We start from the raw sequence: 22,093 nt of genomic DNA, 5'->3' as shown, positions 1-22,093 counted from the left end.
GGGCAGTGGCGTGGCCGGCGTACTGAGCCTGACCCCCGCCGATCAGGTCTGGGTCAGCGGCACCCACACCACCCTGGCCAGCGGCGTGGCGCTGAACTGGATGACGCAGGGCTCACTGACGATGGCGGTGGCCGGCGGGCTGGTGCTGTACACCGCTGGCGTGCAGCCGAGCGGTGAAAGCCCGAACCAGGAGCGCGGCATCGCGCTGCATGCGGCGCAGGGCAAGGTGAGTGCGCGCGCGCACAAAAACCAGATGATCGTGGCGGCCAAGACCCAGGTGCGCCTCGCCAGCACCGAAGCGGACGTGCAGCTGTCGGCGCCGAGCAAGCACCTGCTGGCGACCGCGGCTGGCGCCTATATCCGGATCGAAGGCGACAACATCGAGCTGGGCGCGCCGGGGAAGGTGGAGTTCAAGGCCAGCCAGCGCGATTGGGTGGGGCCGGCGAGTGTGGCGGGGGAGGTGACGGTACCTGAAGGGCGGTTCCAGGGCTGTGAGCCGCACTTGAACGCCGCCGTACGCCGGCAGGAGGCCTGCGCCGATGTCGGCTGAAGCACTGTGCGAACAATTGGTTGCCATCGACCGCAGCAGTGCGGGGCAATGCCACCTGCTGATGCAGCCCGCAGATGATCGATGCGAGAGCGATGAGGCCTTCGACGCGTTACTGGAATCGGTCGGGATAACGCCGGTCTCCGTCGCCATTCGACAGATACCGAAGGCCCTCTGGCCGTCCCTGATCCCCCTCGACCTGGGCAAAGGCACGCACTCCCTGTTGTCGGCCCAGGCGGTGGAAATGGCGATGGCACAGCGCTCGGCATCGTCGTTGCTGGCTGCGCGCCCACAGCGTGCGTGTGCGTGGGTCTGGACGCCGTTGCTGACACCACAGCTGGCCAGACAGCTGGCCGAGCGTGCGGTCGCGCACTGCCCGCATGCGCAGGGCCGGAAGCGGTGGCTGCGCTTCTACGACCCGATGGTGACGGATCTGTTCCTGCAGTGCTCATCGCGTTCGCAACGGGCGTATCGGTTCGAAGGTGTGACCACGTGGATGTTCCTGGATCGATGGCGAGAGCGGGCCATCAGCAACGCCGTCGCGCCTGCACTGCCCGGTGACCCTGCCGTGTCCTGGCCCGAGCTGGAATCCATCGGTGCATTGAACCAGGCGTGGATCGGCGCGCTGCGAGCCGGAACTGCGCCGGATCGCGCCACGTTCGCGCAGGTGCAGCGCAGTGTCGGAGAGGGGCGCCGTTGTGGTGTGTCCAGCGGTACTGATCTGGATCTGTTCGCCACGCATGCGCTCTCGATCGGGCCTCAGTTCCACAGGCATCCCACTGTCCAGAGGCTACTGGCGCAGATCGCGCACGGTGGGCGGTATGGCGAGCTTATTCGACGGATGGGCGACACGGAGTGGCAGGACATCCGCATCGCGGCGTCAACACACGCAAGTGCAATCCAGGGAGACGGGTCACATGACGCGCGATAGAAGAGACGGGTACGACCCTAGCGGGCCCTTCACGGGTGACAGCAACGTGGGGCTCCGCAGCACGGGTAGTCCAGGTATCGTCGATCTCCCGGCGGTTGCCGCCACGCTGCCGGACGAGACAGAGAAATCAGCCTGCGACGTCTGCCGCTCCACCGGGCTGGCCATCCTGCCGGTGCGCTACACGGTGGTGCCTGCCAGCTGCAACGTCGGCCTTGGTGGACTGTCACCCGCACACGCCAGCGATGTTGATGTCAGTGCGGCGGGATACACCTACGCGCTCAGAACGTTGCGCCAAGGTCTGCTATACCTGTACTACGAGCAGGGTCCCTACGGTCCGGAGTACTGGGAGTGCTACGCCATCGCCGAAAACGGCACCCTGTGGCGGCAGCCCACCGCCTACAGTGCGCGCGCGATCGCAGGCGGTGGCCTACCCAGCTGTGGCCGCAGTGGCCACGATCCGATGCGCACGGAGTTCATCACCCTCCAGCGCCCACATCTGTGCGGGACGGTCTGGCTTGCCTACTCCCAACACCCCTGGACGCCAGCGACACTGGATCGGTATGGAGCTGATCCGGCCCTGCGCGCTGAGCGGATGCAGCCGATCGAGCCAGCCAGATGGATCACGTCGTCGAGGGCAGAAGGCGATCAAGCACCATTGAAGGACGCCGCCGGGCTGGCCTCGATCATGGAGTATCGATGGCTGGATAACCCCTCAGGCGACCCGCCAGACCTTCCGTACAGCAGTGCGCTCCCGGCTGCCTCCAATCCGGACGGGGCGCTTCGCAAGGCGCGGCTGCACGCGCATGGCACGCGCTACCCCTGGTCGCGGCGGGATTACCCTCGCAGCGACGGTGTCGACCCGCGCCAACAGCGTTTTGAACGCCTGAAGCAGCACAGCAGCAACGGCCGCATTGGCAATGATCGCCAGGAGTACCCACCCATGCTGCTGGGCCTGTGGGATGCGGTTGGCGTCGTGCACGAGCTGAGTGGCTACTGCAACGACCTGGTTGCCTGCATCAGCCAGTTCAAGAGCGAGCGCGAACTGGAAGTCAGCGCTGTTGACCAGATCGAACAGATCTCGCGCCTGCTGGAGCTCAACGGTGCGGTGATGGCAGGGAACTACGCAGCACAGACCGTCCGCGAGGTGGAGCGGCAGCGCCGCCTTGGCAATCCCTCGCTTCCCTCATGGGATCCCAAGGTGAAGCTCTCCGAAGAGGAGAAGCGGGAACTCGCGCGCGAGTATGAGCGCCAGTTCCTGCCGCTCTATCTGAAGGACGCCCAGGACGCGTGGAAGAACAAGTACTGGCCACTGATTGACGAGCCCCGTTTCACCGCGTTCAAGCGGAACATGGACGCGATGACGCAACAGGTACTCGACCGGCTGGGACCGAAGATGTCGGTGCTGGTTGCGTGGCTCCGCCACGATCTGCTGCTGGTGACCCTGGAGGACTTCGATGGCCAGTCTGCGGCGCAGGGCGTGTGGTTTGAGGAGATCATCACCGACGCCATCGCGGTGCTTGGCATGCACGAGATCGGCCGAACGCTGTTGACTGAGCTTGCTGGCGATCTGGCTGTGACCGGAAGATCGTCCTTGCTGTGGCGAGTCATTGCGCAGAATCAGGACGCTGCCCGGCTGGAGCTGCAGCAGACGCTCAAGGCGGCTGAGGCTGGGGCCAACACCGTGCTGTCCGCCGCAGGCCCGAGCTGGGCGGCCTTTGTGTCCGGGACGGCGCATCTGAAGACCTTCATCTCCAACTATCGCAAGCTGGAGGCCGCGCAGAAGGAGGCAGTGCCATCCACCGCCAGTGCCCGCATCCTTCGTGATAGCGGAGTTGACCGCTTCGTCACCACCGCCGGCGCGTTCCTGCTGAATCGGTTTCCGCTCAATGGCATCCAGGATACCACCGGCAATGCCATGGTCCGGTTCGTGCTTCTGACCCGGTCGTTGATGGAGCGGGATGAGGCCATCAGCCTGGTGGCCGAAGAGCTGAGCAGTGGTCAGCAGGGCAAGCGCTACTTCCTGGAACGCATCCAGTTCTACCGAACCAAGGGCAGCGCGCTGCCGATGCAGTTCGCGCTTCGGGACCTGGAGCTGCATCACGGGGCGCTGGCAATGCGCAAGCGTTGGCAGGCTGCGGCAGAAAGCAGCCGCAACGTGGTGCGCCTGAATTCGCTGACCGGCGTGCTGGAGATGGTGAACTTCATCCATCTGGCCACGAAGGTGGATAAGCAGACGCGTGACTACGCGACGTTATTGGCCTCTGGAATGTCGCTTGTGGCCGTGTATACCGGTGTGCATGAGGCTGTGGCGAAGGAGTTTTTTGGTGTGGGTAGCGCCAGTGCCATACGGATGAAGGTTGCCGGAAGTGTGATGGCCGGGGCGGGTAGTTTTATTGGGGCCTACTACAGCTTGGACGAAGCTGATGGAACTGTGAGGAAAGGCAACTACGTTCATTTCACAGCGCTCTTGGTCAAGGGCGGGGCGGCAGGAGCAGTCGGGTCTGCTCATTTTCTGACGGCGCTTGCCTATTCTTCGCCGGTGATCGAACGGACTGTCGGGAGAAATGCACTAACTTTAGGCCTAAGAGGGCTGCATGCTGGACTTGAAGTTGCCGCAGGAAGGGAAGGCGGACATATAGTCGCATCGCAAGCAATGAAACGTGTCGGCGTGTGGATCTTGCGATTGAGTGGCTGGGAGGTGGCTTTGACTCTGCTGGCTATTGAGGTACTGATCTGGGCGATCGGCCCAAACGAGCTGGAGAAATGGTGTGCGTCCAACGCCTTTGGGAAAAGGGCTGAGAAGAAGGTAGGAAGTTCTTATGCAACAGCGCGGGAGCAGCAGCTGGCATTTGAGAAGGCTCTCGGTGTCGTGTCTGTGAGGGTGCAATGATTACTGAAATTCAGGTGAATCCTACTGGCAGTGGCCCGCTTGAAACTGAGGTTGGCGCAATTGTGAATCTCAGGGTTCAGCATTGCGTAAAGAACGTATTCTGGCGGGAGGGGGATCGGGAGGGGATGGCAGCCACCGGTGCATTCGCAGCGGCGCTAGGCATTAGTGGACCAGCAGCAGGCATGGCTATGATGTCTGCGGAGGAAATGGAAGAGCCAGTTACCAAGGTTGAGTTCAGACTTGGTGAAATGGTTGTGGAAGGACTTCTCTGGAACTGGCCCTTTAATGAGGGTGACATTGTTCGAGTTGTCGGAACACGGAACGACGAAGGAAGATTCTTTGCTATCTCAGTTCTTGATGAGGAAAGAAGGCTGATTGTTTCCTACCCGCATGTTAGTGCTGGTACGTTGGCGCATTGGATTTCAGTTCTCAAATATTCTCTTGTGGTTTCAGTTTCGTGGTGGGGGCTGGTAATAGCTTTCTATGCATGGAGGTTTTCTGCGCCGTTTCATCTATTGGTTCAGTCATATTTGGTGGGGGTTCTTGTTTTTTGTGTAATTGGGTATCGAGTTGGACGTAGATTTGTCAGTTACGCCAAGTTAGCGGATTCAGTTTTTTTTACGCTTGGGTGGAGGGGGGCTAGGGGGATAAATCTTCGTAAAGTGACCAAGAGGAAGCGTCAGTCGGGTGATCATGTTGCTCTGGGTGATACCTATTTCAGATATTGAATCGTGCTCATCAGTGTTGGGGCGATGACCGGCGGGTAGTCGACCGGCTGGTACTCAAGATGCGTGTGCTGATTGCCTGGCTCCGCCGCGATCTGCTGCTGGCGACGCTGGAGGATCTTTATGGTCAGTCTGTGGCACAGGGAGTTCCGCTGCAGGTGCGAGCTGGGCGGAATTTGTGTCCGGAGCGGCGCATCTGAAGTGACGGTGTGGGCAATCGGCCCGAGCGATCTCGAGAAGTGGTGTGAGTCCAAAGTATTCGGGAAGGGGCCAGTATAGCTCTGGGCCCGGGTAGCAATAGCAGAAACAGACAGGTGGTCGTTCTGAAGCAGAAGGACGCATTTGACAAAGCAATCAGGGAAGTAGCTGCGAGATCGCAGTTGTGAAAGGTGCACAGCACATGGAGGTTCCGAGCAGAAGTCCGCTTGATACGGAGGCAGGTGTGATCTCAGGACTTTTCGTTGAACATGCGTTGGAGGATGTTCTGTACCGTTCTGACGATCGAGAGCACACGGCCGCAGCGGGTGTAATTGCAGCTGCGCTCGGGTTGAGTGGGCCATCGGCAGGCATGGCGGTGATGTCAAGCGAAGGGGCGCCGGAGCCAGTGGTGCGAGTCAGGTTCATGCTGGGAGAACTATCGGTATGTGCGCTGCTGTGGAACTGGCCGTTCAGGGACGGGCAGAGGGTTAGAGTGGTGGGCAAGCGACGGCCCGATGGAACCTTCTTTGCGATTTCTGTACTGGACGAAGACCAGAGGCTGATCGTTTCCTATCCGCATGTCACGGCGGGCAGTGCCTCGCACTGGCTGCGTGTCTTCTGGATCTCCTTGGGGATCTCAGTAGTTTGGTGGGGCGGCGCAGCCGTTCTCGCAACTGCCTTTGTTTGGGAAGACAAGTCCGATAGTAAGTTCGAAGTCATTTCTGGTGCCTGCGTTGCCGGAGCCTCAATTTTCGGCGTGATCGGATGGAGGATCGGGCGTCGCTTATCTAGATTTGCGAGGATGGCAGATCTGGTATTCGCTGCGATGGACTGGAGCAATCCAAAGAAGATAAACCTTAGAGCCGGACGGTTCGGTCGAGCGCGAAGGGGTGATAGTTCCGGTGTTGGGGATACCTACTTCAGGTACTGAACGTGCGTGGTCTTAGAAACCACTGGCGGCAGATCGCTATCTGCCTGTGGTCGGCCTGTGCCTTGCGGAGATTGTAGTGAGTACCCAGAGTCGAGTGCGGACACCTGGCAAAGTGCTGTTCGAAACAGATGCCGGCATCATTTCCAACCTACGGGTCAGACACGTGGTGCAGAACGTCTTCTGGCGCGGTGGTGATCGCGAAAAGATGGCGGCCACGGGCGCCGTTGCCGCCGCGCTGGGCCTCAGCGGTCCCGCCGCTGGCATGGCGATGATGTCCAATGAGGAAACGAAAGAGCCCGCCACGAGAGTTGAATTCCGGTTTGGCGAAATGCTGGTGAAGGGGCTGTTCTGGAATTGGCCCTTCAAAGAGGGCGACTCCGTGCGGGTGGTCGGGCGTCGCGACAAGGCGGGGAACTTCATTGCCTTGTCTGTGCTCGATGAGCAGAAGAGACTCATCGTCTCTTATCCGTATGTCAGTTCAGGTAGCTGGGCCCACTGGATCGCGGTGGCCAGGTACTCGCTGGCTCTATCTGTACCCTTGTACATGATCTACATCGGGTTTTTCCTGATCAACGCTCTCACAGGAGACGGACTGGCACCCCTGGAGATGGTCGCGGATGCGTACTTGATATGCGTTCTGGTTTGCCTCTACCTTGGATTCAGAACTGGCCGCCATTTCACGCGGTTCGCAAAGATGGCAGATGCGATATTCGAAACGCTGGGTTGGCCCAATGCAAAACGCATCAATCTGAGGCGTATCACCAAGCAGAAGCGTCAGCCGGGCGACCACCCCGCCTTGGGCGACACCTACTTCAGGTACTGAACAACAGCTGCTGACACCGCACTGCCGTAAGCAAACCGTACATCCCTACCGAGCCGCCGCAATCGCCTTCACCCGGGCCTTGGCCAGCGCTTCTCCAACCGCCGGGCCCTTCAGCTGCGTCGTGTCCAGATCCCGCGCCTGCACCGACAGCGCCGCCCGGTGCAGGCGCTTGAGCGTTTCGCCCTGCGGGTAGTCGCTGTCTTCAAAGCCCAGCCGGCCGCGCTTGTCGGCCTCGCAGCACAGTGCGATGCGCGCCACCCGCTCCGGGCGGCGCAGTGCATCACAGCGGCCCAGCAGTTCCAGCACGGTGGCATCGCGCAGTTCGTCGATGCGATGCACGTTCAGATGCTCGCGGCAGACCGCTTCGGCCAGCTGCTGGTGCTCGGTGGGCACCTTCAGTCGCGCGCATAGGGCCTTCAGCGGCTCGATGCCGCGTTGCTCGTGCATGACGTGGCGTGGCCATTCGTTCGGTGGCGTCCGACCCTTGCCGAGATCGTGGGTGAGTGCGGCAAAGCCGACCAGGTCATCGCCCGGCGCCAGTTTCGCGGCCATGTCGCTGACCATTTCCTGATGGATGCCGGTGTCGACTTCCGGGTGGAACTCGGCACGCTGCGGCACGCCGTACAGTGCTTCCAGCTCTGGCAGGATCGGGCCCAGCGCATGCGCGTCGTGCAGTGTGCGCAGGAACGCCGAGGGCTGTGCACTGACCAGCGCCTTGCGCAGTTCCTGCCACACTCGCTCCGGCACCAGTGCATCGAGCTCACCGCTGGCGGCGACCTCGCGCATCAGCGCCAGGGTTTCCGGCGCGACGGTGAACCCCAGCGGTGCGAAGCGTGCCATGAAACGTGCTGCGCGCAGCACGCGCAACGGATCTTCGACGAACGCCGGGCCGACATGGCGCAGCACGCGCTGTTCAATATCACGCACGCCGCCATAAGGGTCCACCAGGTGACCGGTGTCCTCGTCGCAGGCAATGGCGTTGATGGTGAAGTCGCGGCGCTGCAGGTCCTCGTCCAGCGTCACTGCTGGATCGGCATCGACCACGAAGCCGCGATAGCCGCGGCCGGACTTGCGCTCGGTGCGCGCCAGTGCGTATTCCTCACCGGTCTTCGGGTGCAGGAACACCGGAAAGTCGCGGCCCACGGCGGTGTAACCCAGCGCCTCCATCTGCGCGGGCGTGGCGCCGACCACCACCCAGTCGTGGTCGCCGGCAGGTCGCTGCAGCAGGCGGTCACGCACGGCGCCGCCGACAAGATAGATCTTCATGGGCAGGATCATCGCACGCCGGTCCTGTAGAGCCGAGCCCATGCTCGGCTCTACAGGATTGGCGATCAATCCCCGCCCTGGTCGGCGTTGGCGGCGCAGCTGAAGTTCTTGCGCTTGTCGACCAGGCGGCCCATCAGGCGGTCACTCAGCGGCAGGGCATCGCCATTGAGGCGCCAGTCGTAGATCACGCTGAAGGCCAGCACGCGGGCGACGTACTCGCGGGTTTCCTTGTAGCTGATGGTCTCGATCCACAGGTCCGGGTCATAGCCCGGGCGCTGGCTCTGCCACCGTGCGGTCGGGGTCGGGCCGGCGTTGTAGGCGGCGATGGTCACGTAGGGCAGGCCGTCGTACTTGTTCATCAACTGGCGCAGGTAGGCGGTGCCGATGGCGATGTTGGTGTCCGGGTCGTACAGGCTGTCGGCGCCGCCGTAGCCGGTCAGGCCGATCGACTTGGCCACGTCGGCGCCGGTGGCCGGCAGCACCTGCATCAGGCCCATCGCATTGGCAGGCGAGCGCGCGCGTGGGGTAAAGGTGCTCTCGGCGCGGATCTCGGCGGCCACCCAGGCCGGGTCGAGCGCATTGCGTGCGGCTTCGCGGCGGATGGTGGCGTCGTGGTGCAGCGGGAAGCGCAGGTCGTACAGGCGCTGTTCCTGCGGCTGCTTGCCCAGTGCGAACACCGCGCGGTCGAACCAGCCGTTGTCCTGCGCCACGCGCACGGCAAGGCGGCGCTGGGTGTCATCGAAGCGCGACAGCGCGCTGTTCCATTCGGCCACGGCCCAGCCGGTGCGGTCGATCTGATACAGCGCCATCGCCCGCTGGATGGCCGGATCGCGCGCGATCGCGGCCTGCGCCTGCGCGCTGTCGTTGGGCTTCCAGGGGCACAGGGTGTAACCCTGCTGCAGCTTGTCGGCGGCCAGGAAACCGTGGAAGGTCGGGGCGCGTGCGGCATCCCGGAACAGCGGCTGGGCCTGCTGTGCCTGGCCGGTTTTTTCCAGCATGCGGCCTTCGAAATAGGCCCAGCGCGAATCGCTGCGCTGCTTGCTGCCCATCTTGCGGATCGCGGTCAGCGCCGCTGGCCAATCGCCGCGCGACATTGCTTCGCGCACGCGCCATTCGTGCAGGCGCTCGTCGTAGGCCGATTCCGGCACCGCGTTGAGGCGGCGCGCCGAGTCGGGCAGGTAGGAAGCCACTGTCCACAGTGCGATCTGGTAGCGCACCTGGCCCTGCTGCTCGGCGCTCAGGCCCAGTGCCTGCGCGTACTGCGGCAGCTGCTGTTCGGTGGCGCCGGGGTCGGCCTTGGCCAGCTTTTCCAGGCCATCGGTGGCGATGCGCCGGCTGCGCTCGGTACGCGGCCAGTTCAGTGCGCTGGCATTGGGCGTGTCGACGAAGGCGGCGTAGCTGTTGGCCTGGGCCAGCTCGGCAGCGGGCAGGCCGAGCGCGGCGCTGCGCATCACCGCCGGTTGCTGTGCGTCGGCGGCGGCATCGATGCGCTCCCAACGCAGGGCATCGCTCAGGCCGCCCTGCGCCTGCAGCACGGCGAACACCGCGTCGCAACCATCGGGCAGCGACTTGCCGTTCTTGCGCCACAGGTCCTGTGCCTCGCTGATCCATTGAGGATCGACCTTGCCGGTCACCTGGCGGGCCGTGAGCTGCGCGCAGCGCAGGCCGACGTTGTCGGTGGGCGCCCAGTTGGCCAGCAGCGTGGGCCAGTCCTGGCGGCGGGCGAGCGAGGGCAGCCACACGCTGCGGAAGGTGCTGGCCACGGCCTGGCCGTCGTAGCGCTTCAGGAACGCCTGCGCCTGCGCGCGATCGACTGTGTCGATGTTGCGGCGCAGGTTGGCATACTCCAGCCAGCCATAGGCCGGATGGCGGCTGAGCGCGGCAGCCTGGCTGGGATCGAACTGGCCACGTTCGGCGGCGGCGATGGCGGCCTTCAGTTGCGCGTTCTGGGCGTCGAGGGACTGGGCATTGGCGCAGCCGATCAGCAGCGTGGTGGCCAAGGGCAGCAGGGACAGGGCGGTCGAAGTGCGTCGGGTCATGGCGCTGAGCATAGCGGGCGTTGGCTGAATTCAGTTTCGCATCGTGTGCACGCGCGGCGCCGGCAACGACAGCTGAATGACGCTGCAGCACCGCTGCCGCGGGCCCGGCCGCCCGTCGTAACGTCGGGCTTGGGCGAACCGCCCGGCTGCAGGGAGCGGCACATGGCGTTCAGTAGCGCAGGAAGAAGCGGCCCACTGGCGGACATCAATGTCACGCCACTGGTGGATGTGATGCTGGTGCTGTTGATCATCTTCATCGTGACCGCGCCAATCGTGGCCCGGCCGATTGCCGTGCAGTTGCCACAGGCCACCGATCGTGTGGTGGATCGTCCTGAACCGCCGCCGCCGATCGAGCTGCGCCTGGATGCATCCAGCCAGCTCAGCTGGAACGGCCAGCCGCTGTCCTTCAACGCGCTGCAGGCGCGCCTGCAGGCACAGGGGCGCGAACACGCCGGCAATCTGCCGGAACTGCGCATCGCCACCGATCCGTTGGCCGAGTACGAAGGCATGGCGCGGATCCTGGCCGCCGCCGAGGCCACCGGTATGGAGCGCATTGCGTTCGTACGGTAGGGCTCACTGCCGGCGGCCCGCGTTCAGCGGGCCGCCGTTGCGGTGCGCGCGGCAAGACCTTTTATTCAAATGCGGCAGAACTCGGCGCGGGTTGTCGCAGCCGGCATCAAGCTCGCTTCCAATGAACAGTACCGTCCGGTCTTTAATTGCACTCATTTGACGCAATCAGCCTTTAATTGCGTCAAATCCGCGTGAAAGAGTGTTCGTCATCACGCCGTGATTTTTACCGCTTGTTTACAAAGGAGACGCTGCCGCCTTGCAGGGGGGAGCGCGACGGCCCATGTCCCGACATTCCTTTGGAGAGAGAGCGAATGAATCACCTGCACCACCGCCCGTTGGCGGTTGCCGTTGCGCTGTGCGTGATGGCCCTGGCACCGTTGGGTGCCGCTGCACAATCCACCACCAATCTGGACGCGGTGGAAGTCACCGGCACCCGCATCAAGCGTGCTGAGGTGGAAGGCCAGGTGCCGATCCAGACCCTGACCCGCGGCGACATCGAGCGCACCGGCCTGAGTTCGATCGGCGAGGTGCTGCAGCAGCTCACCGGTTCCGGCTCGGCGCTCAACGCCAAGTTCAATTCGTCCGGCAACTTCGGTTTCCCGCCTGACGGCAGCGGCGTGGGCGCCGGTTCGGCCCAGGTCGACCTGCGTCATCTCGGGGCCAAGCGCGTGCTGGTGCTGGTCGATGGCATCCGCTGGGTCAACGAGTCCTCGGCGTCGGGCGTCGGCGCGGCCACCGATCTGAACACCATTCCGCTGGCGATCGTCGAACGCATCGAAGTGCTGGAGGACGGCGCATCGTCGCTGTATGGCTCCGATGCCATCGCCGGCGTGGTCAATATCATCACCCGCCGCGAGTTCGATGGTGGCCAGGTCACGTTGAACTACGGCGAGTACAGCAAAGGCGATGGCACGCAGAAGGGCGTGGACCTGGCCTGGGGCACCAGCGGCGACCGCTACAGCCTGTTCCTCGGTGCCAGCTGGACCAAGCAGGACCCGGTGTTCGCCCGCGACCGCGAGCAGTCGCGCTTCCCGATTCCCGGCACCGGCCTGGCGTTCGGCAGCGGCGGCATCCCGCAGGGCCGCTTCATGTTCACCGATCCGAACACCGGTGCGGTACAGAACATCGTGCCCAATACCGGCGTGAGCAACCCGCGCTACGACGGCAGTGCCGGCTGCGCTCGCACCGATGACTATCATTGCTTCACCAGCGCCGACCGTTTCAATTTCGCCGAATACAACATGGTGCTGACGCCCTCGGAGCGTAAGGGCCTGTTCGGCCAGTTCCGCTTCGACATCACCGACAACGTGCAGTGGTACATCAAGGCGCTGGGCAACCGCCGCGAGTCGACCAACCAGGCCGGTCCGGAGCCGCTGTTCTTCGGTCCTGACGGCGCCACCGGCAATCCGCTGGCCGACAACATCGTGGTCTCGCGCCTGAACCCGTACAACCCGTTCGGCTTCGATCTGGTGTCCGGCGACAACATGAGCCTGATCGGGCGCCGGCCGGTGGAAGGTGGCGCGCGCGTGTTCAAGCAGGAGGTCAACACCACCTACGTGGCCACCGGCCTGGTCGGCAACTTCCATGCCGCCGACCGCAGCTGGTACTGGGATGTCAACGGCATGTACAGCAAGAACAAGGCCGAACAGACCAACTACGGCAGCTACAACATCTACAACGTCAACATGGCCCTGGGTGATCCGGCGGTGTGTGCGGCGACGCCGGGCTGCGTGCCGCTGAACATCTTCGGCGGCGCCGGCTCGATCACCCCGGACATGCTGAAGTGGATCCAGCCGGTGGTGCGCGACCGCAGCCAGAACGAACTGAGCCTGTTCACCGCCAACCTGTCCAGCGACCTGTTCAGCCTGCCGGCCGGCCCGGTGTCGTTCGCCAGCGGCTACGAGTATCGAAAGTACAAGGGCTGGTACCAGCCGGATCCGCTGACCGTGATCGGCCACTACAACGGCGTGCCGTCGCAGCCGACCTCCGGCTCGTATGACGTCAACGAGGCGTACCTGGAGCTGAGTGTGCCGATCTTCGCCGATTCCGCACTGGGCAAGAAGCTGGACCTGAGCCTGGCCGGCCGCTACTCGGACTACTCCACGTTTGGTGGCGAGTTCACCCCCAAGTACGGCCTGCGCTGGCAGGTGACCGACGACTTCGTGCTGCGCACCACCTACGCCGAAGGCTTCCGCGCACCGTCGATCGGTGAACTGTACGGTTCGGCCGCGCGTGCCGACCTGCAGCTGTTCGATCCGTGCTCGGTGGGCCTGGGCGGTACGCCGCCGCGCGGCAGCGCCGCCAACTGCGCCGCGCTGGGTGTGCCGGCTGGCTTCCAGCAGGCCAACTCGCAGATTTCGGTGACCACCGGCGGCAACCGCGACCTGGAACCGGAACGCTCGCGCAGCTTCAGCGCTGGCTTTGTGTGGAGCCCTTGGTTTGGCAACAATACCTCGTGGTCGGAGCGCTTCGACGTTGAAGTGACCTTCTACCGCCACGCCATCGATGGTGCGATCCAGGCCATCAACGCGCAGACCCAATTGGATCTGTGCGTGGACACGCTTGACCCGGTCTATTGCGACGGCATCACCCGCGCCAGCACCGGTGCGGTCAGCAGCTTCAACAACCGCCTGACCAATCTCGGTTCGATCAAGACCGATGGCTGGGACGTGGACCTGTTCTGGACACTGCCGCAGAGCTCGATCGGCCAGTTCAAGCTGGGCTGGAAGAACACCTTCGTCGGTCGTTACGAAGCCACCGGCGCGGCCGGGCAGAAGCAGCCGCAGAAGCCGGGCGTGGAAGTGGCGGACAGTTCGATTCCGGAATGGACGAGCAACGCCAGCATCGCCTGGACACTGGACCGCTGGAGTGCCAACTGGACGGTGCGCCACATCTCCGAGCTGACCGAGAACTGCGGTGATGCCGCAGCCTTCCCGGTGTGCAGCAACCAGGCTGCCGGCACCAATACGTTGTCGGCCACCACCTTCCACGACCTGCAGGTGGGCTACAAGATCGACTGGATGAAGGGGCTGCAGTTGAGCGCCGGCCTGAACAACGTGTTCGACAAGGATCCGCCGATCTGCCTGTCGTGCTCGTTGAACGGCTACGACGCTTCGACCTACGACATCCCGCGTGGCCGTTACTGGTACCTGCGCGCGGATCTGCGGTTCTGATGTGACGGTGGCAGCGCCGGTCAGTTCCGGCGCTGCCTTGCGGGTGTAGAGCCGAGCCCGCGCTCGGCTGATTCTCTGAGCCGAGCATGGGCTCGGCTCTACAGGTGCGGGGCGTGCGAACCCCGCGTCTGATCAGAACGCCCAGGTGAAGGTCAGCGAGCCATTGCGGCCATCACCGAACGCGCCGTAGCCGTTGATCTGCGACAGGTACTGCTTGTCCAGCAGGTTGTTGAGGTTGGCCTGCACGCTGAACTCCGGCGAGATGCGGTAGCGCACGAAGGCGCTGACCAGCGCATAGCCGCTCTGCTCGATGCGGCCATAGGCCGGCACTGCGTAGTAGATTCGGTTCTGCCAGTTGGCACCGCCGCCGACAGTCAGTGCCTGCAGCGACTGCGGGGTGTAGCTGGTGAACAGCTTCAACGCGGTCTGCGGCAGGTTGGTGTTGATGTCGGCGTCGTTGATGTCCTTGGCCACATAGCGCGAAGCACCGAAGGTCGCATTCCAGCCCGGGGCCAGTTCGCCGTTCACTTCGAACTCGAAGCCACGGCTGACCGTGCCACGCGCGGCGCGGTAGGCGAACTCGTTCTGGCTGCCCTGCACGGGTTCACCGGTGGCCTGGCCGACGTTGTCCTGCTCGATGCGGAACACCGCCAGCGAGGCATTCAGGCGGTTGTCGAACCACGCGCCCTTGATGCCCACTTCGTAGCTCTTGCCGTCGACCGGATCGAGGTAGCTGCCGTTGCGGTCCTTCAGCGTCTGCGGCTGGAAGATCTCGGTGTAGCTGGCGTAGGCCGAGTAGGTGTCGTTGATATCGAACACCAGCCCGGCATACGGCGTGGTGACCTTGTGCGCGCGGTCGGCGCCTTCGCCTTCGCTCTTCCAGTCGGTGTAGCGTGCGCCGATGATCAGCTTCAGCGGGTCGGCCAGTGACAGGCGTGCGGCCGCGTAGCCGGCCTTCTGGGTGATGGTGCCCTCGCTGGCCAGTGCCAGCGGGTTCCAGTTCGGCTCGCTGATGTTGCCCGTCCAGTCCAGGTAGCTGGCGAACGGGTCCCAGCGCTGGCCGGTGCCGCCGACCTGATAGTCGCCGTAGTTGGCGTAGTCGCGCTTGTTGTAGCTCAGGCCGGCCATGAACTGGTGTTCGCGGCCGAACAGCTGGAACGGGCCGTCAATGTAGCCATCAACACCGGTGACCTTGCGCTCGGTGTTGTAGAAGCCCGCGGATGGCGAAATGCCCGCGCCGGTGGCCCTGTCGAAGTTCGATTCGCCCGTTGTCCAGTCGTTGTATGCCGGGTAGAACAGCTTGTCGTCGGCCTTGGTCTCGTCGTGGGTGGCGCCGACCTTGAACTTCCAGCCATTGCTGAAGGCGTGCTGCAGGGTGGCGAAGGCGCGCTTGCTGGTGGTGTCCCAGTAGGTCCAGTTCGGGCTGGCGTTGAATGATTCGTCGTAGCCGGTGCGCGAGCCATCTGAATACAGCATCGGGAAACCGCCCCACGTCGCGCCATTGGCGCGCTTCTGCTGGTAGTCGTAGCCCACGCTCAGCTGCGTGTCCGGGGTCAGGTCGGCATCGATCACCGCATAGCCCAGCGTCTTGCGCTGGTTGTAGCGGTCCATCTGGCCGTCGGTGTCCAGGTAGCTGCCGATCACGCGGCCGCGCACGGTGCCGCTGGCGTTGAGTGCGCTGCCCACGTCCACCGTGGTGCGGGTGCGCCCCCAGCTGCCCACGTTCACCGACACGCTGCCGGCCAGCTCGGCGCTGTCGGCATGCTTGCGGATCAGGTTCACCGATGCGGACGGATTGCCGGCGCCGCTGAGCAGGCCGGTGGCACCGCGCACCACTTCCACGCGGTCGTACAGGGCCAGGTCCAGGCCGGAGTCACCGTAGCTCCAGTTCTGCACCATCTGCGTGGGCAGGCCATCGAACTGGTAGGCGTCGATGTAGAAGCCACGCGCGTAGAACTCGGTGCGCTCGCTGTCGGACTGGGTGCTGGTGATGCCGGTGGTATTGGCCAGTACGTCGATGATGTCGTCCAGGTTCTGATCTTCGATGCGCTGGTGGCTGATGATGCTGACCGACTGCGGAATCTCGCGCGGCGCCAGGTCGAAGCGGGTGCCGGCCGAAGTACGGCGCACCGAGTAGCCTTCGGCACGCTCGCCCTTTACCACTACCTTGTCGAGGGTGGTCGGATCGGCGGCGGTTTCGGCGAAGGCGGCCGGGGCCAGCGCACAGAGTGCAACGAGCACGGCAACGGACAGCCGCTGCGGCTGCGGGGTACGGAAGGTGGGAGCGGTCATGGCATTCCTGGACGAGCACGCGCGTTCGGCCGGCATCCAGGAGGCGAGGCGCTACGGATAGGGGAAGGTCGGGCAGGCCGTCCTGGCACCGCCGCAAACGAAAGAAATGGTAATACGAACTATTCCTATTTACAAATCATGAACAGGCGGCCCGTTGTTCATGAGGCGCGGAGGGTCAGCGCAGCAGTGGCAGCGGGTCGCGTGCGCCGTCGGCGCCGTAGATGCCCCAGTGCAGGTGCGGTGGCGTGCCCTTGGCGTTGCCGCTGTCGCCGACCTCGCCGAGCAGGTCGCCGGCCTGCACCACCTGGCCGCGCGCCAGGCCCTCGGCCCAGTCCTCCAGGTGCGCGTAGTAGTAGCGTTCGCGGGCCGGACCGATCACCCACACCTGGCGGCCGCCCAGCCCGCCGTCGCGGACGTCGGCGATGACCCCGGCGGTAGCGCTGCGCACCGGCGTTCCGCGCCTGGCGAAGATGTCGATGCCGGCATGGGAACGGTCACGGCCACGCGGCGCGCCGAACGTATCGGCGATCTGGCTGGGGCGCACGCCGTCCACCGGCACGGGCAGATGGACGGCGGCCGGCATCCGCGAAAGCGACCAGAGCATCTTCGGCGCGGCCGCCCATGGGCTCTTCCAGAAGGCCATCGCGGCAACGATGGCAATGGCCAGGAACAGGCCGCGCAGCAACCCGCGGCGCAGGCGATGGGCAGGGGAAAACGGTGTGTTCATGATCTCCGACTGTAGCGTCGAGCCATGCTCGACAGCTGTCGCTTTGCGGTCAAAAGGCAGTCGAGCATGGCCCGACGCTATGGGCCTGGCAGCAGCGGCACCTCGAAGCTGCGCTTCAACGTACCCAGCGCCACCGACGTCCGGAACCGCTCGATGTTGTCATCGCCGCCGAACAGGCGTTCGGTGATCGCCTCGTATTCTTCCATCGAGGCGGCCGAAAGCAGCAGCAGGAAATCGCCATCACCGGTGATCGAGTAGCACTGCTGCACAGCCGGGTCGTCCTGCACGCGGCGCTTGAACGGCGCCACGCGTTCACGCTGCTCGCTGACCACGCGCACCTCGACGATGATGGTCAACGGCCGTCCGACCTTCGCTGCGGCGACCACGGCCACGTTGGCGGCGATCACCCCGCTGTCCTGCAGGCGCCTGATCCGGCGCTGCACGGCCGGAGTGGACAGGTGCACGGCCTCGGCGATTTCGCGTTGCGGCAGGGTGTTGTCCCGCTGCAGCAGGTCGAGGATGGCGCGGTCGAAACTGTCGAGCACGGGGGCGCTGGCCATGGTGAGCAGAAGTTGCACGAACAGGCCGTCAATTGAGCCAAGTGCTCGGCCCTGGCGCAATAGACTTTGCACATGCAGACCTCACGATTTGCGCCGATGTTGCCGGCGCTGGCAGTGCTCGGCTCGGTCACCTCGCTGGCCATCGGCACCTCCTACGCCAAACATCTGTTCCCCCTGATCGGTGCCCAGGGCACCAGCGCGCTGCGCGTGGGCTTCTCTGCGTTGTTGCTGCTGCTGTTCTGGCGGCCGTGGCGCTGGAAGACCAGCCGCGTGGATGCGTTCGCCATCCTGCGCTACGGGCTCACCCTGGGCCTGATGAACCTGCTGTTCTACATGGCCCTGCGCACGATTCCGTTCGGCATCGTGGTGGCCATCGAGTTCACCGGGCCGCTGACGGTGGCGATGCTGTCGTCACGACGTCCGATCGATTTCCTCTGGGTGGGCTGTGCGGCAGTGGGGCTGATGTTGCTGCTGCCGATCGGCGGTGGCCCGGCGCTGGACCCGGCCGGCGTGCTGTATGCGATGGGCGCAGCGGCGTGCTGGGGCCTGTACATCGTGTTCGGCAAGCGTGCCGGCCACCTGCATGCCGGGCATTCGGTGTCGCTGGGCCTGCTGGCGGCTTCGCTGGTGGTGGTGCCGGTCGGCGTGGTGCATGCCGGTGCCGCGCTGCTCGATCCGAAGATCCTGGCGGCCGGCCTGCTGGTGGCGCTGGTATCGAGTGCGATCCCGATGTCGCTGGAGATGATGGCGCTCAAGCGCCTGCCGAAGGAGACCTTCGGCATCCTGATCAGCATGGAGCCGGCGGTGGCCGCGCTGTGGGCGATGCTGCTGCTGCACGAGCACCTGCACGGGGTGCAGTGGCTGGCGATCGGCTGCACGGTGCTGGCCTCGGTGGGCAGCACGATGACCGCGCGGCGGCTGAAGGTACCGGTGGTGCAGGCCGGGTAGCGCCGGGCCATGCCCGGCGGGGAGCGTGCCAACGAAGGTTGGCACCTACCAGGAGCGGTCAGCGCAGGGCGTTGGCCGGTACGTCGATCGCCATGGCCAGGGCGAGGTGATCGGAGAACGCGGCCGGTACGGCTTCCACGCTGCGGGTCTGCAGGCCGCTGCTGACCAGGATGTGGTCGATGGCCCGGTCGGGGCGCCAGCTGGGGAAGGTCGGCACGATGCAGCCCGGCGGCTGCAGCCGGGTCTTCTGGTACAGCACCTGCATTTCCGGTCGCTCGGCCAGGCAGTTGAAGTCGCCCATCAACACCGCGTTCGGGTGGTCGGACAGCAGCTCGGCGATGAAGCCCAGCTGCGCCATCCGCGAGCCCGCGCCCAGCGACAGATGCGCCACCGCCACCGCCAGGCCATCGGCACCGTCGCCGAACCTGGCCAGCAGCACGCCGCGCCCGCCGATGCGGCCGGGCAGGGCGTGGTCCTGCACTTCCACTGGTTCCAGCTTGCTCAACAGCCCGTTGGCACTGGAGGCGACCCCGCCCATGCGCCGGTTCGGCTGGTGGCTCCAGTAGTTGAAGCCGGCGCGCTGGGCCAGGTAATGGGTCTGGTTGGTGAAGCCCGAGCGCAGGCTGCCCGGATCGGCTTCCTGCAGGCCGACGATGTCATGTTCGCGCGCCAGGCTGGCGATCGCGTCCAGGCTGCTGCGCTTGCGCCCCGCCGGCAGCGCATGTGACCAGCTGCGGGTCACATAGTCGCTGTAGCGGCGGGTGCTTGAGCCGGCCTGGATGTTGGCCGTCAGCAAGCGCAGGGTCCGTGTACGGGGGGAATTCACGGCCAGGAACAACGTCCTTTGGATCAGTGAGCCTGGGCCGCACCGCGTTCACGGGCGATCAGGTGGTCGGCGATGCGCAGCATGTCCGGGAAGCTCTTGCCCTTCACCAGGTACTTGCCGTTGACGATGATCGACGGGGTGCCGCTGATCTGGCTGCGCTGGGCGAACTGCTTGGCCGAGTTGGTCTTGGCATTCACCGCGAAGCTGCCCATGGTGGCGGCGAACTGCTTCGGATCCACGCCGTAGGCGCTGTAGAACTTGGCGATGTCGTCAACCGAATCGGTGCCGCGCTCGCCCTTCAGGGTCTTCTGCGAGTGGATCGCAGCGTACAGCGCTTCGTGGGTCTTCTCCTGCACGCCCAGGGTCTGCGCGGCGTAGAAGGCACGGGCGTAGTTGTCCCAGGTGCCGCCGAACATGGCCGGCACGTAGACGAAGTTCACGTCGCTCGGCAGGCCGGCCTTCCACGGGCCGACCAGCGGCTGGAACGCGGCGCAGGCCGGGCAGACGTAGCCGAAGATCTCGACGACCTCGACCTTGCCGGCGGCCGGCTGGAACGGCTGGCCGTTCGGGATCAGCTGGTAGTCGGCGCCTTCCACCGGGGCCGGACCGGTCAGTGCGGTGGTGGTCGGCGCCGGAGCGGCGGCCGGCGCGGCTTCGGCAGCAGCCTTGTCGCCTTCGGCCGCAGGTGCGGCGCCCTCATTGCCAGCGGCCGGCGCCGCCGGTGCGGTGGTGGCCGGCGCGGCCGCCGGTTCGGCCGGAGCCGCGGTGGTGTTGGCGGTGCCGTCGTCGGCCTTGCAGGCCGCCAGGATCGGCAGCAGGGCTGCGAGGGCGAGGGCGGCGAAACGGGTCTTCATGGAAACGTCTCCAGCATCTGGAAAGGTGGGGCCGGCACCGGAGCACCGGCCAGGGGGAAATGATGACACGCGGCGACGACAGCGCCGTGTCGAGGGTAGGGGTTGGTTCAGCGGCCGCGCGCGGCGCGGGCCTGGGCGATCAGGGCCGAAGCGATGCGCAGCTGGTCGTCGAAGTTGCTGCCACGCACCAGGTACTGGCCATTGATGATGATGGCCGGAGTGCCCGGCACCTTGGTGCGCTGGGCGAACGCGCGGGCAGCATCGACCTTCTTCTGCACGGCCTCGCCACGCAGCGCCTGCAGGTAGCGGTCCGGGGTCACGCCGTAGGCCTTGTAGAAAGTGGCGAGCTCATCGGCCGAAACGTTCTGCATCGGCAGCGAGCCGTCCTGGTGCAGGGCCTTGAAGACGGCGGCATGGCTGCGCTTGGCCACGCCCACTTCGTCAGCGGCGTAATAGGCCAGCGCCCACGCGTCCCAAGGGCCACCAAAGGCGGCCGGGACCGGGGTGAAACGCACGTCGGCGGGCAGTTTGGCCGCCCAGGCTGCCAGCTGCGGCTCGAAGTGGGCGCAGTGCGGGCAGGTGTAGCCAAACACTTCGACCACCTCGATCTTGCCGGCCAGCGGCTGGAACGGGCCGGGCTGGGCGATGCGTTCGTAGTCTTTGCCTTCCACCAGCGGTGCGCTGGCGGGGGCGGCGGTCGCGGCCAGCGGCAGCAGGACCAGCAGGGACAACAGCAGGCGGGAAATCAACCTCATCGACACGCATCTCCGTTGAAAAAAACAACGCCGGCGCAGTCGCCGGCGTGAAGGAAACATACCGCAGGTGCGGGCGCTGGTGGCGGCCCGCGCCGACCAGTGGTGGTCAGGGGGCGGCGGCCGGTTGTGCCGGTGTCGCCGCAGTGGCCACATCGTCGGCCTTGTTGTGCAGGCCCTGCAGGTAGCTCGACAGCGCCTGCACTTCCTGCTCGCTCAGCTTCTGCGCCACCGCGGCCATGATCTGGAAGTGGGTCTTGTCGGTCTCGTGGGTCTGCCCGGCCTGGTACTCCTGCAGGCGGCGGGCGACATAGCTGGCGTGCTGGCCGCCGATATGCGGATAGGCCGGGCCCGGATTGCCGGCGCCACTGGGGCCGTGGCAGGCCATGCAGGCCGGCAGCCCACGCTTGGCGTCGCCACCGCGATACAGCTGCTGGCCGATCTCGTAGAACTTCATGCCCTTGTAGGGGCCATCGGCGACGACCGTATCGTCGGCGATGCCGGCGGTGGCCTTCTGGGTGGCGAAGAACGCGCCGATATCGCGCATGTCCTGCGGGGTGAGGTTCTGCACGAACGGCACCATCGCCACCGCTGCACCGGAACTGCGCTGCCCGTTGGCGATCAGTGCCATCTGCTGGGCCACATAGCGCTCGCTCTGGCCGGCGATGGAGGGGTACATCTCCACCGTGGCGTTGCCGTCAGCGCCATGGCAGGCCGCGCAGGCCGACGCCTTGGTCTGGCCGGCCTTGGCATCGCCCCAGTGGGTCTTGCTGAAATCCACTTCCAGCGAGGCGGTGTTGATCGGCCCGTTGTCGGGCAACGGGGTCAGCGTGGTCTGCGCGAACGCAGCGGCGGCAACGACGACAGCAGTGGCAAGGGCGGATACGGCAAGAACGCGAGCGTGGCGCATGCTGAAGCTCCGTATGGACCGGGCCGGGCGGTGGCCGCCGGCATCGCCTGGATTATCAACGGCGTTTCCGCGCACGGTCAACGCAGCAGTGCAGCAAAATGCCCCGCGCGGCCCCCGGAACGGGCGCGCGG

At 65.1% G+C, this 22,093-nt stretch carries 19 protein-coding genes; 10 read left to right on the top strand and 9 right to left on the bottom strand.

Features of this window, described 5'->3' with window-relative positions; genetic code table 11:
• From ARC23_RS11865 to ARC23_RS21230, 7 genes are all read left to right on the top strand, one after another.
• On the top strand, positions 1-550 hold a 550-nt coding region (locus ARC23_RS11865; RefSeq protein ID WP_238985239.1), incomplete at its 5' end, for a DUF2345 domain-containing protein.
• The gene (locus ARC23_RS11860; RefSeq protein WP_057497396.1) at positions 540-1,478 is read left to right on the top strand and encodes a DUF4123 domain-containing protein; all 939 of its coding nucleotides are present in this window, start codon (positions 540-542) and stop codon (positions 1,476-1,478) included. The genes ARC23_RS11865 and ARC23_RS11860, both read left to right, overlap by 11 nt.
• Entirely contained in the window at positions 1,465-4,368 is a 2,904-nt protein-coding gene (locus tag ARC23_RS11855) for a T6SS effector BTH_I2691 family protein (protein ID WP_238985238.1), read from the top strand. Before ARC23_RS11860 ends, ARC23_RS11855 begins: the two co-directional genes overlap by 14 nt.
• On the top strand, positions 4,365-5,096 hold the full coding sequence (locus ARC23_RS20805) for a putative type VI secretion system effector (RefSeq protein WP_152985262.1): 732 nt from the start codon (positions 4,365-4,367) through the stop codon (positions 5,094-5,096). The genes ARC23_RS11855 and ARC23_RS20805 overlap by 4 nt, the downstream gene beginning before the upstream one ends.
• Positions 5,097-5,155: 59 nt before the next feature.
• A complete protein-coding gene (locus ARC23_RS21000) occupies positions 5,156-5,293 on the top strand; it encodes a hypothetical protein (protein WP_160321660.1) in 138 nt (45 codons plus the stop codon).
• Positions 5,294-5,493: 200 nt separating this feature from the next.
• Positions 5,494-6,222 (top strand): putative type VI secretion system effector, encoded by a 729-nt coding sequence (locus ARC23_RS20800; protein WP_152985261.1) that lies wholly within the window; start codon positions 5,494-5,496, stop codon positions 6,220-6,222.
• 76 nt (positions 6,223-6,298) lie between these two features.
• A complete protein-coding gene (locus ARC23_RS21230) occupies positions 6,299-7,045 on the top strand; it encodes a putative type VI secretion system effector (protein WP_152985260.1) in 747 nt (248 codons plus the stop codon).
• A 45-nt stretch (positions 7,046-7,090) separates the two neighbouring features.
• Here ARC23_RS21230 and ARC23_RS11845 read toward each other — a convergent pair whose 3' ends face one another.
• Both ARC23_RS11845 and ARC23_RS11840 read right to left on the bottom strand, forming a co-directional pair.
• Positions 7,091-8,311, bottom strand: a complete 1,221-nt coding sequence (locus ARC23_RS11845; RefSeq protein WP_057497404.1) for a multifunctional CCA addition/repair protein — start codon at positions 8,309-8,311, stop codon at positions 7,091-7,093.
• Between the two features lie 65 nt (positions 8,312-8,376).
• The gene (locus ARC23_RS11840) at positions 8,377-10,362 is read right to left on the bottom strand and encodes a transglycosylase SLT domain-containing protein (protein ID WP_057497394.1); all 1,986 of its coding nucleotides are present in this window, start codon (positions 10,360-10,362) and stop codon (positions 8,377-8,379) included.
• Between the two features lie 150 nt (positions 10,363-10,512).
• Between ARC23_RS11840 and ARC23_RS11835 the strand changes: the two genes are divergently transcribed.
• The gene (locus ARC23_RS11835) at positions 10,513-10,920 is read left to right on the top strand and encodes an ExbD/TolR family protein (protein ID WP_057497393.1); all 408 of its coding nucleotides are present in this window, start codon (positions 10,513-10,515) and stop codon (positions 10,918-10,920) included.
• A gap of 362 nt (positions 10,921-11,282) precedes the next feature.
• Positions 11,283-14,093, top strand: a complete 2,811-nt coding sequence (locus ARC23_RS11830) for a TonB-dependent receptor (RefSeq protein WP_411847910.1) — start codon at positions 11,283-11,285, stop codon at positions 14,091-14,093.
• A gap of 132 nt (positions 14,094-14,225) precedes the next feature.
• Here the strand turns inward: ARC23_RS11830 and fhuE are convergent, their stop codons facing one another.
• The 3 genes from fhuE to ARC23_RS11815 all read right to left on the bottom strand — a co-directional run bounded on the left by fhuE (position 14,226) and on the right by ARC23_RS11815 (position 17,672).
• The gene (gene fhuE, locus ARC23_RS11825) at positions 14,226-16,385 is read right to left on the bottom strand and encodes a ferric-rhodotorulic acid/ferric-coprogen receptor FhuE (RefSeq protein ID WP_057497391.1); all 2,160 of its coding nucleotides are present in this window, start codon (positions 16,383-16,385) and stop codon (positions 14,226-14,228) included.
• A gap of 175 nt (positions 16,386-16,560) precedes the next feature.
• Entirely contained in the window at positions 16,561-17,112 is a 552-nt protein-coding gene (locus ARC23_RS11820) for a M23 family metallopeptidase (protein WP_057497390.1), read from the bottom strand.
• A gap of 77 nt (positions 17,113-17,189) precedes the next feature.
• Positions 17,190-17,672, bottom strand: coding sequence for an Lrp/AsnC family transcriptional regulator (locus ARC23_RS11815; RefSeq protein ID WP_057497389.1), 483 nt, complete (start codon positions 17,670-17,672; stop codon positions 17,190-17,192).
• Between the two features lie 72 nt (positions 17,673-17,744).
• On the opposite strand from ARC23_RS11815, the gene ARC23_RS11810 reads away from it, so the two are divergent.
• Positions 17,745-18,620, top strand: a complete 876-nt coding sequence (locus ARC23_RS11810) for an EamA family transporter (protein WP_057497388.1) — start codon at positions 17,745-17,747, stop codon at positions 18,618-18,620.
• 58 nt (positions 18,621-18,678) lie between these two features.
• Here the strand turns inward: ARC23_RS11810 and ARC23_RS11805 are convergent, their stop codons facing one another.
• The 4 genes from ARC23_RS11805 to ARC23_RS11790 all read right to left on the bottom strand — a co-directional run bounded on the left by ARC23_RS11805 (position 18,679) and on the right by ARC23_RS11790 (position 21,962).
• Entirely contained in the window at positions 18,679-19,416 is a 738-nt protein-coding gene (locus ARC23_RS11805; RefSeq protein ID WP_203226357.1) for an endonuclease/exonuclease/phosphatase family protein, read from the bottom strand.
• 53 nt (positions 19,417-19,469) lie between these two features.
• On the bottom strand, positions 19,470-20,300 hold the full coding sequence (locus tag ARC23_RS11800; RefSeq protein WP_057497387.1) for a thiol:disulfide interchange protein DsbA/DsbL: 831 nt from the start codon (positions 20,298-20,300) through the stop codon (positions 19,470-19,472).
• A 107-nt stretch (positions 20,301-20,407) separates the two neighbouring features.
• Positions 20,408-21,055, bottom strand: coding sequence for a thiol:disulfide interchange protein DsbA/DsbL (locus ARC23_RS11795; RefSeq protein ID WP_057497386.1), 648 nt, complete (start codon positions 21,053-21,055; stop codon positions 20,408-20,410).
• 106 nt (positions 21,056-21,161) lie between these two features.
• Entirely contained in the window at positions 21,162-21,962 is an 801-nt protein-coding gene (locus ARC23_RS11790) for a c-type cytochrome (RefSeq protein WP_057497385.1), read from the bottom strand.
• Positions 21,963-22,093 lie beyond the last annotated feature (131 nt).

This window comes from Stenotrophomonas beteli (assembly GCF_001431665.1).
GTDB lineage: Bacteria > Pseudomonadota > Gammaproteobacteria > Xanthomonadales > Xanthomonadaceae > Stenotrophomonas > Stenotrophomonas beteli.
This window is presented reverse-complemented; position numbering and strand designations above follow the sequence as displayed.

Excerpts from the sequence above, each read along its gene's own strand:
- ARC23_RS11800 (WP_057497387.1), bottom strand. The coding sequence starts at position 20,300 with ATGAAGACCCGTTTCGCCGCCCTCGCCCTCGCAGCCCTGCTGCCGATC.
- ARC23_RS11795 (WP_057497386.1), bottom strand. The coding sequence starts at position 21,055 with ATGAGGTTGATTTCCCGCCTGCTGTTGTCCCTGCTGGTCCTGCTGCCG.
- fhuE (WP_057497391.1), bottom strand. The coding sequence starts at position 16,385 with ATGACCGCTCCCACCTTCCGTACCCCGCAGCCGCAGCGGCTGTCCGTT.
- ARC23_RS11845 (WP_057497404.1), bottom strand. The coding sequence starts at position 8,311 with ATGAAGATCTATCTTGTCGGCGGCGCCGTGCGTGACCGCCTGCTGCAG.
- ARC23_RS20800 (WP_152985261.1), top strand. The coding sequence starts at position 5,494 with ATGGAGGTTCCGAGCAGAAGTCCGCTTGATACGGAGGCAGGTGTGATC.
- ARC23_RS11830 (WP_411847910.1), top strand. The coding sequence starts at position 11,283 with ATGGCCCTGGCACCGTTGGGTGCCGCTGCACAATCCACCACCAATCTG.
- ARC23_RS11860 (WP_057497396.1), top strand. The coding sequence starts at position 540 with ATGTCGGCTGAAGCACTGTGCGAACAATTGGTTGCCATCGACCGCAGC.
- ARC23_RS11820 (WP_057497390.1), bottom strand. The coding sequence starts at position 17,112 with ATGAACACACCGTTTTCCCCTGCCCATCGCCTGCGCCGCGGGTTGCTG.
- ARC23_RS11835 (WP_057497393.1), top strand. The coding sequence starts at position 10,513 with ATGGCGTTCAGTAGCGCAGGAAGAAGCGGCCCACTGGCGGACATCAAT.
- ARC23_RS11790 (WP_057497385.1), bottom strand. The coding sequence starts at position 21,962 with ATGCGCCACGCTCGCGTTCTTGCCGTATCCGCCCTTGCCACTGCTGTC.
- ARC23_RS11810 (WP_057497388.1), top strand. The coding sequence starts at position 17,745 with ATGCAGACCTCACGATTTGCGCCGATGTTGCCGGCGCTGGCAGTGCTC.
- ARC23_RS11840 (WP_057497394.1), bottom strand. The coding sequence starts at position 10,362 with ATGCTCAGCGCCATGACCCGACGCACTTCGACCGCCCTGTCCCTGCTG.
- ARC23_RS11855 (WP_238985238.1), top strand. The coding sequence starts at position 1,465 with ATGACGCGCGATAGAAGAGACGGGTACGACCCTAGCGGGCCCTTCACG.
- ARC23_RS11815 (WP_057497389.1), bottom strand. The coding sequence starts at position 17,672 with ATGGCCAGCGCCCCCGTGCTCGACAGTTTCGACCGCGCCATCCTCGAC.
- ARC23_RS20805 (WP_152985262.1), top strand. The coding sequence starts at position 4,365 with ATGATTACTGAAATTCAGGTGAATCCTACTGGCAGTGGCCCGCTTGAA.
- ARC23_RS21000 (WP_160321660.1), top strand. The coding sequence starts at position 5,156 with ATGCGTGTGCTGATTGCCTGGCTCCGCCGCGATCTGCTGCTGGCGACG.